Source organism: Nocardioides sp. CCNWLW239 (assembly GCF_037137035.1).
In the GTDB taxonomy this organism is placed as follows: Bacteria; Actinomycetota; Actinomycetes; order Propionibacteriales; family Nocardioidaceae; genus Nocardioides.
On record NZ_JBBBNW010000003.1, the window covers coordinates 234,318 to 250,284 of the forward strand.

The window sequence follows — 15,967 nt, forward strand, 5'->3', positions numbered from 1 at the left end:
CCGCACAACACGAGAGGTTCACCATGTCTCAGAAGTTCGACGTCGTCGTCCTGGGAGCCGGACCCGGCGGTTACGTCGCCGCGATCCGCGCGGCCCAGCTGGGCAAGAGCGTCGCGGTGGTCGAGGAGAAGTACTGGGGAGGCGTCTGCCTGAACGTCGGGTGCATCCCGTCGAAGGCGCTCCTGAGGAACGCCGAGATCGCGAGCACCTACCGCGATCATGCGGCCGATCTCGGCATCGTGGGTGATGTCTCGTTCGACTTCGGCGTGGCTCATGATCGCAGCCGTCAGGTCGCCGAGGGCCGGGTCAAGGGTGTCCACTTCCTGATGAAGAAGAACGGGATCACCGAGATGGGCGGTCGCGGGAAGCTGACCGGCCCGCGGTCCATGGACGTCTCTCGCCCCGACGGGACGGTCGACCGGATCGAGTTCGAGCACGCCATCATCGCCACAGGCTCCCGCACCAGGATGCTGCCCGGGGTGGAGCGGTCCGACCGCGTCGTGACGTACGAGGAACAGATCCTCGACCGCGAGCTGCCGGGGTCGATGCTGGTGGTGGGCGCCGGCGCGATCGGCATGGAGTTGGGCTACGTGGCCCAGGCCTACGGCGTCGACGTGACGGTCGTGGAGTACCTCGACCGAGCGCTGCCGAACGAGGACCCCGAGATCTCGAAGGAGATCACCCGGGCCTACCAGAAGCTCGGCATCGACATCCTGACCTCGACGAAGGTCGAGTCCGTCACCGACCACGGCGACCGGGTCTCGGTCGTGTACTCCCGTGGTGACGTGCAGGAGAGCGTCGACGTCGACCGTGTGCTGGTCTCGGTCGGGTTCGCGCCCAACGTCGAGGACATCGGCCTGGAAGCGGCGGGCATCGAGCTCGACGACCGGGGCGCGATCGCGATCGACGAGCGGATGAGGACGAACGTCCCCCACATCCACGCGATCGGGGACGTGACGATGAAGCTCCAGCTGGCGCACGTCGCCGAGGCCCAGGGCATCGTGGCAGCCGAGACGATCGCCGGAGCCCAGACCATGGAGCTGGGGGACTACCGCATGATGCCGCGGGCGACCTTCAGCCGACCGCAGGTCGCCAGCTTCGGGCTGACCGAGGCAGAGGCCGTCGCCGAGGGCCACGAGGTGACGGTCGTGAAGTTCCCGTTCTCTGCCAACGGCAAGGCCCACGGCCTCGGTGAGCCGACGGGATTCGTCAAGCTGATCGCCGCCGCGAAGCACGGCGAGCTCCTCGGCGGCCACCTGGTCGGGCCGGAGGTCTCGGAGCTCCTTCCCGAGCTGACCCTCGCCCAGAGATGGGACCTCGGCGCGTTCGAGCTGGCGCGGAACGTGCATACGCACCCCACTCTGAGCGAGGCTCTGCAGGAGACCTTCCACGGTCTCGCCGGCCACATGATCAATCTCTGATCCGCGCCCCTTCCCCAGCACACCCGCCCCTCGAGAACAAGGAATCTCATGCCCGCCCAGCGCCTCATGCCCACCGACGAGTCCGCCGACCTCATCGAGCTGACCCGGACCATCGTCGACAAGGAGCTGCGCCCCGTCATCGCCGGCCTCGACGCGTCCGCGACGTTCCCCCGAGACGTCTTCCGGACCCTTGGCCGGGCCGGCCTGCTGTCGCTGCCCTATCCCGAGGAGCTCGGAGGCGGAGGCCAGCCGTACGAGGTCTACCTCCAGGCGTTGGAGGAGATCGCGTCCGCCTCCGCGTCGGTGGGCGTCGGCGTCAGCGTGCACGCGCTCTCGTGCTTCGGGCTGTTCACCGCCGGGACCGACGACCAGAAGCAGGCGTGGCTGCCCGAGATGCTGTCGGGGGAGCTGCTGGGGGCCTACTGCCTCTCGGAGGCGCACGCCGGCTCGGACCCCGCGGCCATGCGGACACGCGCCGTCCGTGAGGGTGACGACTACGTCATCACCGGCGCCAAGGCGTGGACGACCCACGGTGGCCGAGCAGACTTCTACAAGGTGATGGCCCGCACCTCGGACGAGGGTGGGCGCGGCATCTCCTGCTTCCTGGTGCCGGCCGACACGCCCGGTCTGACCGCCGACAACCCCGAGCAGAAGATGGGCCTGATGAGCTCGACCACCGCGACGATGCTGTTCGACGGCGTCCGCGTCCCGGTCGAGCGGCGCCTCGGCGCGGAGGGTCAGGGCCTGCCCATCGCGCTGGCCGGGCTCGACGCCGGGCGCCTGGGCATCGCCGCCGTCGCCACCGGCCTGGCCCAGGAGGCGCTCGACGTCGCCCTGGCGTACGCCAAGGAGCGCGAGGCCTTCGGCAAGCCGATCATCGACCACCAGGGCCTCGCGTTCGTGCTGGCCGACATGGCCGCCGCGGTCGAGTCGGCCCGAGCCACCTACCTGGCCGCGGCCCGTCTCAAGGACGCGGGCCGCCCGTACTCACGACAGGCGTCGATCGCCAAGATGGTCTGCACCGACAATGCCATGAAGGTCACGACCGACGCGGTGCAGGTCCTGGGCGGCGCGGGCTACACCAAGGACTTCCCCGTCGAGCGGTTCATGCGTGAGGCCAAGGTGATGCAGATCTTCGAGGGCACCAACCAGATCCAGCGGCTCGTCATCAGCCGCAGCCTCGCGCGCTGATCGGCGGTCCGGTCCGGCCGTGGCACGATACGCCGATGAACGCGTCACATGAACCCGAGCACTCCGGGGTTCCTGATTGGCTCCGGATGCTGGGCGACGACGTGTCGGCCGAGGAGATCGAGAAGCATCGCGCCCGGCTGCTGGCCGAGGCTCCGGCTGAGCGCCGCGCCGCGCTGCAGACGGAGGTCGAACTCGTCCGGGTCATCCGGGACCGTCTCGACGAGCGCCGCCGGGTGGCGCGTGAGCTGGCCGCACTGAACGACCTCGCGCGCCGGCTCGCCACCCTGCACGATCCCGCCGACGTGCTGCAGCAGGTCGCCGTGCAGGCGCGCCAGCTGCTCGCCGTCGACGTCGCGTACATCATGCTGCGCCAGCCCGACGGGATCCTGCGCATCGAGTACGCCGACGGGTCGATGGGGTCGGCGCTCACCGGCATCGAGCTGCACGAGGGCGAAGGCCTGGGTGGCGAGGTCGTGCGCACCGGACGGCCGATGTGGACCCGGTCCTATCTGACCGACGAGTCGATCACCCGGGTCCCGGCGGTCGACGCCGCGGCCGTCAGCGAGCAGCTCGGCGGCATCGTCGGTGTGCCGTTGCGCACCGGGGTGGAGACGACCGACACCCTCGGGGTGCTGCTGGCGGCCGACCGCCGGGCCCGCCGGTTCCACGAGCACGAGATCGAGCTGCTGGCCGCACTGGCGGCGCACGCGGCGGTCGCCCTCCGCAACGCCACGCTCTTCGAGTCCTACCAGGCGGCCCTCGACGAGGTGAGCAAGACCAACACGACCCTGAAGCAGACGAGTGAGCTGCGCGAGACTCTCGCCGACCTCGTGGTGCGCGGCGGCGACGTGTCCGACGTCGCCGATGTCATCGCACGCGCCGTGGGTGCGGCGGTCGCCGTCGTCGATCGCACCGGCGAGGTGCTGAACCCCGGACCGTCGGTCGCCGAGGTGCCGGTCCCGGAGGATCTCGCGCTGTTCGACGACGCCCGGACCCACACGTGGCAGACCGCGGCGGGCCGTCACGTCGCGGCCACGGCCATCGCGCTGCGTGACGGCATCGGGGGAGCCCTGGTCGTGGCGACCGGCGCGCCGCTGAGCTCCGACGGTCTCCGCCTGCTCGAGACCGGCGCCGTCGCCGTGGCCCTGGCCGTGGTCTCGGAGCAGGCAGTGGCCGAGGCCGAGCTGCGCTCGCGCGGCGAGCTGCTGGCGGCTGCGCTCACCACCGGCACCGACGAGGCCGGTCTCCGCCGGCGGGCGCGGGCCGCCGGCGTCGACCTGGACGCGGGTGGCACCGTGCTGGTGCTCGGTCACGGCTCCGACGCCGAGCGCGCCCAGCGACGCCTCGGTGATCGGGTCGCGGCGGCCCTCGGGGGCTGGGCGGCGGATCATGCCGGCCACACCGTCGTGCTGCTGTCGGGTGTGGAGCCGGTCGTGGCCCGCGATCGGGTGGTTCGCGTCGAAGGCCCCGAGCTGCCGGGCGCCGTCGGCATCGCCCCGTGGCCGGGTGGTGTGGCGGCGCTGCGCGCGGCGCACGAGTCGGCGCGGCAGACCGCCGCGCTCCTGGTGGCCCTCGACCGCGGCCGCTCGTGCGCACTCGTCGCCGAGACCAGCCCCTACGCCTCGCTGTTCGGGCGGGCCGGTCGCGGAGACGCCACGGCCTTCATCGACGACCAGATCGGCCCGCTGGTCCGCCACGACGCCGAGAAGAACCGACACCTGGTCGAGACGCTCGAGACCTACCTGGGCCACGCACAGCACCACGCGCGCACCTGCGCGGCCCTGCACGTGCACGCGAACACCCTCTACCAGCGGCTGGACCGCATCACCGAGCTGCTCGGTGAGGGGTGGCGCGGGACCGACCGCGCTCTCGAGCTCCAGCTCGCGCTGCGGCTGCGCCGGCTCGCGGAGCGCCTCGATGCCCGTGGCGTGGAACCTCCACCCTGAGCGCATAACGACGGAGACTTTCTCCATGTGACGGTGGCCACAGGGATGGTCTTCTGGTCCTCGTGACCAGTGACTCCATCCCCAGGTGCCGCGCATGACCGCCTCTGTCGCCCGAGACGTCGCAGCCCCCACCATCGCCGAGGAGCTCGTCGGCCTGCTGCCCGCCGGGACCGTGCTGACCGACCCCGACGTGGTCGAGGGCATGAGCCGCGACCAGGCCGCGTGGGCGCCGTACGGACAGCCTGCCGCCGTGGTCCGTGCCACCTCCACCGACGACGTCGTGCAGGTGGTCCGTGCCTGCCTCCGGCACGGCGTCCCTGTCGTCGCCCGCGGCGCCGGCACCGGGCTGTCCGGAGGAGCCAACGCTCTCGACGGCTGCGTCGTCGTCTCGCTCGAGCGCATGAACCGAGTGCTGGAGATCAACCCGCTCGAGCGGCTCGCCGTCGTGCAGCCCGGCGTGGTCAACGACGTGCTTCGCGAGACGGTGGCCGAGCACGGGCTCTGGTACCCGCCGGATCCCGCCAGCTCACCCTGGTCGACGATCGGAGGCAATGTCGCGACCAACGCCGGCGGGCTGTGCTGCGTCAAGTACGGCGTGACCCGGGACTACGTCCTGCAGCTGGAGGTCGTCACCGGACGCGGTGAGGTCGTGCGGCTCGGTCGACGGACGGCCAAGGGCGTCGCGGGCTACGACCTGATGGGGCTCGTCGTCGGTTCGGAAGGGACGCTGGGCATCGTCACCGAGGTCACCGTCCGCCTCCGCCCGCTGCCTGCCCCGGGCGTGACGGTCGCCGGGTTCTTCTCCTCCGTCGTGGACGCCGGTGCTGCGGTGCGAGCTGTCGGTGAGGCCGGTCTGGTGCCGTCCGCGCTGGAGCTGGTCGACCGGCACTGCCTGCGAGCCGTCGACGCCTGGAAGAACATGGGGCTGTCCACCGAGGCCGAGGTCGTCCTGCTGGGTCGCTTCGACGAGCCGGGCGAGACCGGCGAGGCCCTCGCCGAGCAGATGGTCGCGTGCTTCCGCGCCGCCGGCGCCACCTGGGCCGAGCGCTCCACCGACGAGGACGAGGCCGAGGCGCTGTTCGCCGCCCGGCGCCTCGCTTATCCGGCGCTGGAACGTCTCGGGCCGGTCCTGACCGAGGACGTCTGCGTCCCCAAGGAGCAGGTGCCGGAGATGCTCGGGCGCATCGAGCGGATCGCGGTCCGCCACGACATCGTGATCGCGAACATCGCCCACGCCGGCGACGGGAACCTGCACCCGCTGCTGGTGACGCCCCCGGGCGACGAGGCGGCCCGCGTGCGCGCCGAGGCCGCCTTCGACGACATCATCGCCGACGCCATCGCGCTCGGCGGCACGGTCACGGGCGAGCACGGCGTCGGTCTGCTCAAGCGCGACGGCCTCACCGCGGAGCTGTCGGCCGAGGTCGTCGAGATGCACCGCGCCGTGAAGGCCGCCCTCGACCCCTCGCACCTGCTCAACCCCGGCAAGGTCTTCACCTCACCGCCGACCACGACGACCACACCCCCGACAGGAGACATGTCATGACCCGTCCGTCCCTCGCCCGAACGGTCTCCGGTGCCCTCGGCGCCGGGGCGCTCGCCCTCGCTCTGGCCGCCTGTGGTGGCGGCGAGGACAGCGACGCCGCTGCCACCGAAGGGCAGCTGACCTGGAGCTATGCCCTGCCCGACTCCGCACCGGTCCTGCTGGGCATCGAGGAGGGCATCTTCGAGAAGCACGGCATCGACCTGGTGGCCGAGGAGGCCGCCGCCACCGACCTCGTCGGCGCCTTGATCTCCGGAAAGGTCGATCTGAGTGTCAACACCGGCCCAGGCATGGCCGTGGCCGCCGGACAGAAGGTTCCCGTCGTCGCGGTCAGCGGCGTCACCACCTTCGAGGAGGGCGCCACGGGCAGCACGGGCTCGGCGCTCGTCGTGCCTGCGGGCAGCGACATCAAGACGCCGAAGGACCTCGAGGGCCGCAAGGTCGGCGTGAACCTGCTGAAGTCGGCCTCGGAGTTCGGGGTACGCCAGGTGGTCGCCGACGACGGCGGTGACGACGCGTCGGTCGAGATCGTCGAGGTGCCGTTCCCGGCCGTCGCCGACGCCCTCGCGTCGGGTGACATCGACGCGGCCCTCGTCGCCGACCCGTTCATGACACAGCTGATCGAGGGCGGTGCCGAGGTGCCGTTCGGCGACCCGATCGAGACGGTCTTCGCCGACTCTCCGCGTCTGGTGATGACCTCGACCCGCACGTGGGCCGACGCCAACCCTGACACGGTCGACGCCCTGCAGGACGCCGTCGCCGAGTCGCTCGAGCTGGCCGACGAGGACCCGAGCAAGCTCATCCCCATCTACGAGAAGTACTTCAAGATGAAGCCGGAGGTCGCCGAGGCCACGCAGATCAACAAGCTCCAGGCCGGCATCTCGCCCTCGAGCTTCGCCACCATCAACGACGTCCTGGTGCGCTACGACGGCATCGCCGAGCCGATCGACGTCGAGCAGGTCGTGGCGAAGTGACGGTGTCCGAGCGCGTCGTGGAGGGTCAGGACGCGGTGTCCGACGCAGCGCCATCGGCACCGGTCCCGCCCTCCGCGGCAGGGCGGCCACGCCGCGCGGTGCCGGCGCTCGCCAGCCAGGTCCTGGCGGTGGCGGCGGTTCTGGCGGTGTGGTCCTGGCTCGCCGGCACCGACCAGGTCAGCGACTCTGCACTGGCCGGCAGCGTCGAGTCCTTCGCCCGCCTGGCCGAGGTGCTCGGCACCACCGAGTCCTGGGCCGCCATCGGACACACCCTCACCGCGTGGTCGATCAGCCTGGTCGTGGCGCTGGCCGTGGCCGTCCCGCTCGGACTGCTGCTCGGCCGGAGCAAGCTCGCCTACCGCAGCTCGAGGTTCACGGTCGACTTCCTGCGTACGATCCCCGCGCTCGGGCTGATCCCCCTGGCGGCGCTCGTCTATGGCGCGAGCCTGGAAGCGCTGCTGGTCATCGTCATCCCCGCCTGCATCTGGCCGCTGCTGCTGCAGACCGTCTACGGCGTGCGTGACACCGACCCCGTCGCGGTCGAGACGGCGCGCAGCTACGGGCTCGGTCGCTGGTCGATCCTCGGGCGGGTCGTGCTGCCCAGTGCACTGCCCTACATCGCCACGGGCGTCCGGCTCTCGGCCATCATCGCGATGCTGCTGGCGATCTCGGTCGAGCTGCTGGTGCTGGTCCCCGGCGTCGGCTCCTTGATCGCCGTCGCCCAGCGCAACGGCGAGACCGTCGACGTCTATGCCTACACGCTGCTGGCCGGGTTCCTCGGCCTGGCGGTGGTGGTGCTGTTCAGCCGCCTGGAGCGCAGAGTCGTCGCCTGGCACCCGTCAGTTCGGGGACACCGATGAGGCGCCGGGCGACGAGCCTGGCCGTCGAGGCCTGGCTGCCGGTCGTGCTGGTGACGACGTGGTGGTTCGCCTCGGCCACCAGCACATCGATCTACTTCCCGCCGCTACGGACGATCCTCGAGCGGTTCCAGGACCTGTGGCTCTTCGAGCGGGTCCCGACCGACGTGGCGTTCAGCCTCACCAACCTCGGGCTGGGACTCGGTAGCGGGCTGGTCGCGGCACTGGCTGCGGGCGTGATGTTCGGGCTGATGCCGCGGGTCCACACGGCGATGGCCCCGCTCTTCGAGTTCATGCGCGCCACGCCGATCGTCGCGCTGCTCCCGCTCATCGTCGCCATGCTGGGTCTCGGCGTGACGTCGAAGGTCGTCATCATCGCGCTCGGTGCGTTCTGGCCGACCTTCCTCAACACCGTCGACGGGATCCGCGCCGTCGACCCGTTGGTGCGCGATGTCGCCCGGACGTACCGGCTGACCCCGGTCACGTTGGCCACCCGGGTGATGCTGCCCAACGCCGCACCGCAGATCATGGTCGGGGTGCGGACGAGCGTCTCCGTGGCCGTCGTCATCATGGTCGGCAGCGAGCTGTTCGGATCGAGCGAGGGCATCGGCTACTTCATCCTGCAGTCCCAGCGCAGCTACGCGATCGCCGACATGTGGGCCGGACTGATCCTTCTCGGCCTGCTCGGCTATGCCCTCAACCTGCTCAGTGCCGGAGTCGAACGGCTGGTGCTGTCGTGGCACGAGGGTCGTCGCACCGGCTCGACCACCGTCGCCGCCACCGGCGCCTGATCCCATGGAGTCCTCATGAACCAGTCACCACCGGTCTCTGCGGTCCGCATCGCCGGGCTGCAGCAGACCTTCGTCGTCGACGGCGCCTCCCGGCACGTGCTCGACGGAGTCGACCTCGAGATCCGGACGGGCGAGACCGTCTGCGTCGTCGGCCACTCCGGCACCGGCAAGTCGACCCTGCTGCGCTGCGTCGCCGGGCTCCAGCGGCCGAGCGGGGGAGAGGTCGCGGTCGCGGGACAGGCCGTCGCCGGCCCGCCGGAGGGCCTGGCGGTCGTGTTCCAGGACTACGGCCGCTCGCTGATGCCCTGGCTGCGCATCCGCGAGAACGTCACCTTGCCGTTGCGCCGCTCGCTCTCGCGGCGGGATCGCAACGCCCGCGCCACCGAGGCGCTGGCTGCGGTCGGTCTGGACGGGGTCGAGCGGCTCTACCCCTGGCAGGTGTCCGGCGGCATGCAGCAGCGTGTGGCCATCGCGCGAGCCTTGGCCTACCGGCCGCAGGTGCTGCTGATGGACGAGCCATTCGCGTCGGTGGACGCCCAGACCCGCTCCGACCTGGAGGATCTGGTCGTACGCATCGCCGCCGAGTCCGGGCTGACCCTGATGGTCGTCACCCACGACATCGACGAGGCGGTCTATCTCGGGGACCGGGTCGTCGTGCTGGCAGGCAGGCCGGCGCGCATCGCCGCCGACCTCGAGGTCGACCTGCCGACCGGGCGCGACCAGCTGACGACGAAGGCAGATCCTGAGTTCCTCCGTCTGCGCGGCGAGGTCATGAGCCTCATCCGCCGCGAGACGGCCAGCATCGCGGAGAGGATGTCGGCATGAGCACGACGATCGAGATGGTCGAGACCGCGGCCGGGCCGTTCGAGGTGCTGATCAGGCCCGGCACGACCGAGCCGGTGCTGGCGGTGCACGGGGTGTCCAGCAACAACCGGCTGTGGTCGTGGGTTCTCGACGCGGCACCGGAGGTCAGCGTCGTCGCTCCCGACCTCGCCGGGCGTGGCGGGACGCCGCCGCGTCCGGGTCCGTCCTCGGTGGCCGAGCACGCCGAGCAGCTCGTCGCTCTCCTGGACGCGATGGGGCTCGATCGCGTCCATCTCCTCGGCATGTCCTTGGGCGGCTTCGTCGTGACCGAGCTCGCCGCCCGGCATCCTGACCGTGTCCGCACCGTGACCCTGGTCGACGGCGGGCTGCCGATCGACTTCGGCGAGCAGGGACCGCCGCCGACCGCTGTAGCGGCCCCGAAGTTCCGCGCCCAATACGCCACCGACCGGGTCTGGCCCGACGCGGCGGCGTACCTCGACGACTACCGCAGCAGCGTCGCGCCGCTGACCGGCGCCGACGACCCGCGCATGCAGACCCTGGTGGCGCACGACCTCGCCGTCGTCGACGGCGGGCTGTCTGTGCACCGCGACCTCGAGACGGTCGTCGACGACGCGGTCTCGGTCCTAGCCTCCGACGCCCCGGCGGCGACCCTGGCAGCCGTCCGCGCACCGGTGCGCCTGGTCTACGCGCCCTGGAGCATCGGCGCCGACTCGGCGCCGATGTACGCCGCCGCACATGTGGAACGTCTCGTCGCCACGACGCCCGCCCTCGTCTCGGCCGCGCTGGTGGACGGTGTCGATCATGCGGCGATCATCATGACCGACCACGGCGCGTCCGCGTGCGTCACGGCGCTGCGCGCCAACCTCGGGATGTGAGTCGCATGCGCCGGCGACGGACCGCGGCGGCCGGGCTCGTGGTGCTGCTGGGTGCGGGCCTGTGGTCGGTGCCGGCCGCAGCCGTTGCCGGCACGGAGCAACCGGCCGTCGAGCAACCGGCCGGAGAGGTGCGGTACGGGCAGGTCGCGAACGACCAGGGGACCATGACCTACCGCCTCTTCGTGCCACCCCAGGTCGCGCAGTCCGATGACGCGGTGGCCCTCGTGGTCCAGCTGCACGGGTCCAACGAGCTCGTCGACGACGTCGCCGTGCGCTCGCGCCTCGACGAGCTCGCCCTCGAGCGCGGGTTCGTCGCGCTCTACCCGCAGGAGGATCGCGCAGCGACGGTCACCGGCATCTGGAACTGGACCGAGGCCGCCCAGCAGGGCCGGGGCGGACGGGCGCCTTCGCTGATCGCGGCGAGCGTCGAGGACGTACGCGACTCTCTGCCGATCGATCCCGATCGGATCACGGTGGGCGGCTTCTCCGCGGGCGCCGGTATGGCCACCGTCGTGGCTGCGACGCACCCAGACGTCTTCCGCGGTGTGCTGTCGGAGGCGGGTTGCATGTTCAACGGGGCACTCTGCGCCATCGGGTCTCCCGACCGTCTCCTCGGAACCACACTGGACCCGGTCGAGTCCGCTCGCCAGACGGTCGCGGCGATGGGGGAGCACGCCCGCCGGCAACCCTTCGTCATCTCGTACGGCACGCTCGACCCGCTGGCGCTCGTCGTCGGTCAGCAGGCCCTCGTCGAGCAGTGGCTCGCCACCAACGACCTGGTCGACGACGGCCTGCTGAACGGATCCGTGCCCACGACCCCGGCAGCGCTCACCTACGAGACGATCAACGGCCGGGTCCACGAGATCGCCGCCTACGTGGACGCCCGAGGGTGTCTGCTCGGCCAGCGTCATGTCGTCCATGGTCTGGCGCACGCCTACTCCGGCGGCGAGCCGCTCCATCTGCTCGACACCGGGGCCGATCCCGCGGGCCCACAGATGCGCCAGGTCGCCCATGACTTCTTCGAGGCACAGGCGGACGGCGCGTGCCAGACGCCTCCGTCCGGGACGTGAGCGCCAGGACGTCGTGGGGTATGGACGTCATCCCTATGCCCTGTGGCAGATGAGGGAGACGATCTCCATTACCTGGTCGTTCTCGGATCTTTAGCCTCCTAGATCGAGCGGCGACGGTGCCGCCCCCGAGCCAGGAGCACCCGATGGCGCTGACCCAGAACCCCTTCCCCGCACAGCCGCCCACCGCCGACGACGGCGCGGCCCCGCCGCCGCGGCGCGGCATGTCGTTCGGCCTGCTGATGATCTATGTCGCGATCCTCGCGGTGAACTCCGGCGGCAACGGCATCCTGCTGCCGAACATCGTGGCGGGACTCGACGAGGCCGGCAAGGTCGGCAACCTCGCGTTCGTCACGACGGTCGCCTTCATCGCGAACATCTTCGCCCAGCCCATCGCCGGTGCCCTGTCGGACGCCACCCGCTCCCGCTTCGGGCGGCGTACGCCGTGGATGGTCGGCGGTGCGCTCGTGACCAGCGGCTTCCTTCTCGGCCTGCCGATGGCGCAGTCCGTGCTGATGGTGGCTCTGGTGTGGCTCGTCGTCCAGTGCGGCGTCAACGTCGTCCAGGCCGCCGCGACGGCCATCGTCCCTGATCGCTACCCCGTGAGCCGCCGCGGCAACGTCTCGGCGATGATCGGCGTCGGCATCACCATCGGCAACGCCGTCGGCGCGATCGTCGCGGGCAGCACGGCTGAGCAGGGCTTCCTGCCGTACGTCATCCTCTCGCTCCTCGTCCTGGCGATCGTCGGGGTCTTCGTCGTCGCCTACCGCGACGAGTCCGCCACGCGACTGCCTCGGGAGCGCACCACCGCCAAGGACTTCCTGCGCGGCTTCTGGATCAGCCCCCGCCAGCACCCCGACTTCGCGTGGGCGTTCGGCTCGCGATTCTTGATGGTCATCGGCTTCTACGGCGCTCAGACCTACGGTCTCTACATCCTGCGCGACTACATCGGCATGAGCGACGCCGCGTCGAACTCCTTCGCCGCCACCATGGGTGTCGTCCTGCTGGCCGGCGTCCTGCTGTCCGCCCTGGGCAGCGGTTGGCTCTCCGACCGCGTCGGGCGGCGCAAGCCCTTCATCGTGTGGTCCTCGGTCGTCATGTCGATCGCGCTCGCCATCCCGCTCTTCGTGCCGACGACGACCGGCGTGCTGGCCTACGCCTTCCTGCTCGGTCTCGGCTTCGGGGTCTACATCTCCATCGACCTCGCCCTGATGACCGAGGTGCTGCCCGCCCGCGCGCAGGGCGACGGTGCCGGCAACGCCGGCCGCGACCTGGCCATCCTGGGTCTGGCCACCACGCTGCCGCAGGCGATGAGCCCCTCGATCGCTGCCGGCCTGGTCACCCTCACCGGCGGCTACGAGGTCCTCTTCGTCGCCGGCATCGTGTTCGTCATGCTCGGTGCCGTCGCCGTGCGCCCGATCAGGTCGGTGCGATGACCGTTGTTGCACCGGAGGTTTCCTCCACCCGCGTGCCCTGCGCAACGGTGCCGGTCTCCATGGTCGGCCGCGCTCAGGGCGGCTAGCGTCGGGGCGTGCCAAGCTTCCGGACGACTGACGACGTACGCCTCTCCTACTCCGACGAGGGCCATGGGCGGCCGGTCGTGCTCGTCCACGGTTACACCGCGCCCGCCTCCGCGTGGGCGCTGACCGTGGACGCACTGCTGGCCGTCGGGCACCGCGTCGTGACGTTCGACCGGCGCGCCCACGGCGACTCCGAGACGCCCGCCCACGGACAGCGGATGGCGCGCCACGGCCGTGACCTCGGCGAGCTGCTGGAGCACCTCGACCTCCACGACGCGGTCGTCGTGGGGGCCTCGATGGGCGGCAACACGCTCTGGGCCTACGTCGACCAGTTCGGCCCTGCCCGGCTCGCGGCAGCAGTCGTCGTCGACCAGACCCCGCGGATGCTCAACGACGTGACCTGGCCCCACGGCTTCTACGGCTACGACGCCACCAACGCTGCGACGCTCTTCGCGGACGGTGTTCCGCAGACCGGCCGGGGGCGCCCCGCCGAGCAGGGCGGCGAGGCCCTCGCCCGGCTGACCGAGCGCCTGGGTGGCACGCCCGCCTTCCGCGACGGTGCCGCTCCGGAGACCCTGCCGCTGCTGCTCGATCACGCGCTGCAGGACTGGCGCGACGTCGTACGCCGCTTCCCGCTGCCGCTGCTCATGCTGGCCGCGCGCGACAGCCAGGTCTGGCCGTGCGAGCACGCCGAGGCCGCGGTGGCCGACACGGTGCACGGGCAGGCGGTGATCATCGAGGACTGCGGCCACGCGATCAGCATCGATCAGCCCGATCGCTTCAACGAGGTGCTCCTGCGGTTCCTGGCGGAGACCGCTGCCGGTGTCGGCACCGAGGAGGTGACTCGATGAGGCTCGCTACCGCGCGTCACGGTGACGGCCCGAGGCAGGTCGCCCTCGTCCACGGGCTGGGTGCCGACGGATCGATGTGGCGCAGCATCACCGAGCGTCTCGTGGCTGCAGGTGGCGTCACCGTCACCACCGTCGACCTCCGAGGGCACGGAGCCAGCGAGCGGTCCGACGACTACAGCATCAGGGCGTTCGCCGGCGACCTGGTCGAGACGCTGCCCGCCGGCCTCGACCTCGTGGCCGGCCATTCCCTGGGTGGCACGGTGCTCGAGCGAGCCGTCGCTCGACTGGCGCCGTCCCGTGCGCTCTACCTCGACCCCGGTTTCCGGCTGGGGCTCCCGACCGAGGGTCTGGCCGGTCGGCTCTTCTGGGCGACCGCGCCCGTCGGCCTCACGGTCGCGGCGCTCGCGCAGAAGTGGCGCAGCCGCGGTCGCCCTCCGCTCGACCCGCGTGACGACGAGCTCCGCACGAGCGCGACCGCGAGGTTCGACCGCCGGATGGCGATCTCGGTCTTCCGCGACGTGGCCCACACCCCGGCAGCCGTCGCCGCGCCGGTCGTACCGTCGACGATCCTGCTCTCCGACGACTCGCCCGCCGTGCTTCCCGACGCGACGGTCGTCCGCCTGGAGGCGCTCGGCTGGGACGTACGCCGACTGCCCGGCGTCGGCCACGACTTCTGGCTCGAGGACGCCGAACGCACCTACACGGCGGTGCGCGACGTGCTGCTCGGTCAACGCGATCCGCAGCTGTGACCGAGCTGTCGTGGCGTCACTCCAGGGCACTGATCCCGAACGCCACGGCGAAGCCCAACGTGGTCACCAACCCGACTACCCGGCCACCGTGCTCGAACGCCTCCGGCATCATCGTGTCCGCCAGCATGGTCAGGATCGCCCCCGCCGCGAAGGCGAGCACGAAGGCGACCGCCGTGTCGGACGCGTCGGCGAACGCGGTCGCGCCGACCTGCGCGGCGATGCCGCTGACCACCGTGACGAGCACCCAGAGCCCCATCACCTGAGCGCGCGACCAGCCTGCCTGCGACAGGCCGACGGTGGCGGCGATCGCCTCGGGCAGGTTGGACAGGAAGACGGCGGCGAGCAGCGCGAGGCTCACCGTGCCTTCCGACAGCACGGTCAGCCCCAGCGTCATCGACTCCGGGATCCCATCGAGCACGATGCCCAGCACGATCGCGAGGCCGACACCGGTGGCCTGCCTCCCCGAGGTGCTCTTCCGCCCCTCGCCCCCGAGCCGATCGATCAACCAGTCGCCACCGAAGAACGCCAACGAGCCGGCGAGCAGTCCGACGGCGAGCGCACCCGTGCCGTGTGCCGTCTCGAAGGCCTCCTCGACGAGCTCGTAGGCGATGGCGCTCATCAGCACCCCGGCACCGAAGGCCATGATGATCCCGACTGCCCGCCGGGGCAGGGTGACCACGTAGGCGAGCCCGCCGCCCAGGATCAGGGAGGAGCTGGCAAGAAGTCCCCACCACAGCGCAGTCAACGCAACCCACCCTGCTCGGCGACGGTCATGGGGCTCAGTATGGCCGATCTGCCGGTCGCTCGGCGCGAGCGCCGACGCTGTGTCTGAGGGGCGGCTCTACCTCGCCGACAGCTCTGCGACGGCCTTCGTGATCCGTGCGGCCCGCGTCTCGGGCTTCTTCGCCGCCTCGATCACGCGGACATGCTGCCGCTGTTGGCTCAGGGTCAACCGCTCGTAGGCCGCCCGGGCCGCGGGGGTGCCGTCAAGGGCCGTGGCGAAGTCCGCCGGCACGTCGACGGAGACCGGCTCGGCCTCCAGCGCGACCTCCACCTCGACCTGGTCGCCGACAGCGACACCGGCCGCGGCCCGGTTCGCCTTGCTGAGCCCGATCAGGTGGCGGCCGCGCATGATCGCGATCCTGGTCGACCAGCTGTGGCCGTTCAGCGTCACGCGAACCCGTGGGCGTTTGCCGCCTTCCAGAGCCTCCACCACCTCCGGTGGCACCTCCAGCCCGCGCATCGGCTCCGGCGGCTCGACCTCGGAACGGAACCTCATGCTCGCGACCTCCTCAGGAAACACGGATCAGTGGGATCCACACTAAATCCTGGCCGGCGCCCCCGGCCGGTCGCGTGGCCG

15 protein-coding genes are annotated in these 15,967 nt (G+C 71.3%); 13 read left to right on the forward strand and 2 right to left on the reverse strand.

Translation table 11 applies throughout. The features are described 5' to 3' along the window. The first annotated feature begins 23 nt into the window (after nt 1–23). The 13 genes from lpdA (at nt 24) to WBG06_RS12995 (ending at nt 14,607) form a co-directional block, all read left to right on the forward strand. Nucleotides 24–1,421, forward strand: a complete 1,398-nt coding sequence (gene lpdA, locus WBG06_RS12935) for a dihydrolipoyl dehydrogenase (RefSeq protein WP_336737189.1) — start codon at nt 24–26, stop codon at nt 1,419–1,421. A gap of 48 nt (nt 1,422–1,469) precedes the next feature. Continuing rightward, entirely contained in the window at nt 1,470–2,612 is a 1,143-nt protein-coding gene (locus tag WBG06_RS12940) for an acyl-CoA dehydrogenase family protein (protein ID WP_336737190.1), read from the forward strand. 35 nt (nt 2,613–2,647) lie between these two features. Then, nucleotides 2,648–4,558: a helix-turn-helix domain-containing protein gene (locus tag WBG06_RS12945; RefSeq protein WP_336737191.1), complete on the forward strand. Its 1,911-nt coding sequence runs from the start codon at nt 2,648–2,650 to the stop codon at nt 4,556–4,558. Between the two features lie 94 nt (nt 4,559–4,652). Then, entirely contained in the window at nt 4,653–6,101 is a 1,449-nt protein-coding gene (locus WBG06_RS12950; protein ID WP_336737192.1) for an FAD-binding oxidoreductase, read from the forward strand. Beyond that, entirely contained in the window at nt 6,098–7,072 is a 975-nt protein-coding gene (locus WBG06_RS12955) for an ABC transporter substrate-binding protein (RefSeq protein ID WP_336737193.1), read from the forward strand. The genes WBG06_RS12950 and WBG06_RS12955 overlap by 4 nt, the downstream gene beginning before the upstream one ends. A 2-nt stretch (nt 7,073–7,074) precedes the next feature. Then, nucleotides 7,075–7,932, forward strand: coding sequence for an ABC transporter permease (locus WBG06_RS12960; protein ID WP_336737195.1), 858 nt, complete (start codon nt 7,075–7,077; stop codon nt 7,930–7,932). Continuing rightward, nucleotides 7,929–8,720 carry an ABC transporter permease gene (locus tag WBG06_RS12965; RefSeq protein ID WP_336737196.1) on the forward strand — a complete coding sequence of 264 codons (792 nt, stop codon included), beginning with the start codon at nt 7,929–7,931 and terminating at the stop codon, nt 8,718–8,720. The genes WBG06_RS12960 and WBG06_RS12965 overlap by 4 nt, the downstream gene beginning before the upstream one ends. 15 nt (nt 8,721–8,735) lie before the next feature. Further along, nucleotides 8,736–9,545, forward strand: a complete 810-nt coding sequence (locus WBG06_RS12970) for an ABC transporter ATP-binding protein (RefSeq protein ID WP_336737197.1) — start codon at nt 8,736–8,738, stop codon at nt 9,543–9,545. Next, nucleotides 9,542–10,420 (forward strand): alpha/beta fold hydrolase, encoded by an 879-nt coding sequence (locus WBG06_RS12975; protein ID WP_336737199.1) that lies wholly within the window; start codon nt 9,542–9,544, stop codon nt 10,418–10,420. Before WBG06_RS12970 ends, WBG06_RS12975 begins: the two co-directional genes overlap by 4 nt. A gap of 5 nt (nt 10,421–10,425) precedes the next feature. Beyond that, complete coding sequence (locus WBG06_RS12980; protein WP_336738053.1) at nt 10,426–11,490, forward strand: extracellular catalytic domain type 1 short-chain-length polyhydroxyalkanoate depolymerase; 1,065 nt, start codon at nt 10,426–10,428, stop codon at nt 11,488–11,490. A gap of 143 nt (nt 11,491–11,633) precedes the next feature. Continuing rightward, the gene (locus WBG06_RS12985; protein ID WP_336737200.1) at nt 11,634–12,923 is read left to right on the forward strand and encodes an MFS transporter; all 1,290 of its coding nucleotides are present in this window, start codon (nt 11,634–11,636) and stop codon (nt 12,921–12,923) included. 95 nt (nt 12,924–13,018) lie between these two features. Then, nucleotides 13,019–13,858, forward strand: coding sequence for an alpha/beta fold hydrolase (locus tag WBG06_RS12990; RefSeq protein ID WP_336737201.1), 840 nt, complete (start codon nt 13,019–13,021; stop codon nt 13,856–13,858). Continuing rightward, nucleotides 13,855–14,607, forward strand: coding sequence for an alpha/beta fold hydrolase (locus WBG06_RS12995; RefSeq protein ID WP_336737202.1), 753 nt, complete (start codon nt 13,855–13,857; stop codon nt 14,605–14,607). The genes WBG06_RS12990 and WBG06_RS12995 overlap by 4 nt, the downstream gene beginning before the upstream one ends. Nucleotides 14,608–14,623: 16 nt before the next feature. Here WBG06_RS12995 and WBG06_RS13000 read toward each other — a convergent pair whose 3' ends face one another. Then, entirely contained in the window at nt 14,624–15,352 is a 729-nt protein-coding gene (locus tag WBG06_RS13000; protein WP_336737203.1) for a ZIP family metal transporter, read from the reverse strand. A gap of 96 nt (nt 15,353–15,448) precedes the next feature. Next, nucleotides 15,449–15,886, reverse strand: coding sequence for a YdeI/OmpD-associated family protein (locus tag WBG06_RS13005; RefSeq protein ID WP_336737204.1), 438 nt, complete (start codon nt 15,884–15,886; stop codon nt 15,449–15,451). Nucleotides 15,887–15,967: the final 81 nt, after the last annotated feature.

Bases quoted from the DNA above. Each gene is read 5' to 3' on its own strand.
- WBG06_RS12980 (WP_336738053.1), top strand. From the start codon at position 10,426: ATGCGCCGGCGACGGACCGCGGCGGCCGGGCTCGTGGTGCTGCTGGGT.
- WBG06_RS12985 (WP_336737200.1), top strand. From the start codon at position 11,634: ATGGCGCTGACCCAGAACCCCTTCCCCGCACAGCCGCCCACCGCCGAC.
- WBG06_RS12970 (WP_336737197.1), top strand. From the start codon at position 8,736: ATGAACCAGTCACCACCGGTCTCTGCGGTCCGCATCGCCGGGCTGCAG.
- WBG06_RS12945 (WP_336737191.1), top strand. From the start codon at position 2,648: ATGAACGCGTCACATGAACCCGAGCACTCCGGGGTTCCTGATTGGCTC.
- WBG06_RS12975 (WP_336737199.1), top strand. From the start codon at position 9,542: ATGAGCACGACGATCGAGATGGTCGAGACCGCGGCCGGGCCGTTCGAG.
- WBG06_RS13005 (WP_336737204.1), bottom strand. From the start codon at position 15,886: ATGAGGTTCCGTTCCGAGGTCGAGCCGCCGGAGCCGATGCGCGGGCTG.
- WBG06_RS12950 (WP_336737192.1), top strand. From the start codon at position 4,653: ATGACCGCCTCTGTCGCCCGAGACGTCGCAGCCCCCACCATCGCCGAG.
- WBG06_RS12995 (WP_336737202.1), top strand. From the start codon at position 13,855: ATGAGGCTCGCTACCGCGCGTCACGGTGACGGCCCGAGGCAGGTCGCC.
- WBG06_RS12965 (WP_336737196.1), top strand. From the start codon at position 7,929: ATGAGGCGCCGGGCGACGAGCCTGGCCGTCGAGGCCTGGCTGCCGGTC.
- WBG06_RS12955 (WP_336737193.1), top strand. From the start codon at position 6,098: ATGACCCGTCCGTCCCTCGCCCGAACGGTCTCCGGTGCCCTCGGCGCC.
- lpdA (WP_336737189.1), top strand. From the start codon at position 24: ATGTCTCAGAAGTTCGACGTCGTCGTCCTGGGAGCCGGACCCGGCGGT.
- WBG06_RS12940 (WP_336737190.1), top strand. From the start codon at position 1,470: ATGCCCGCCCAGCGCCTCATGCCCACCGACGAGTCCGCCGACCTCATC.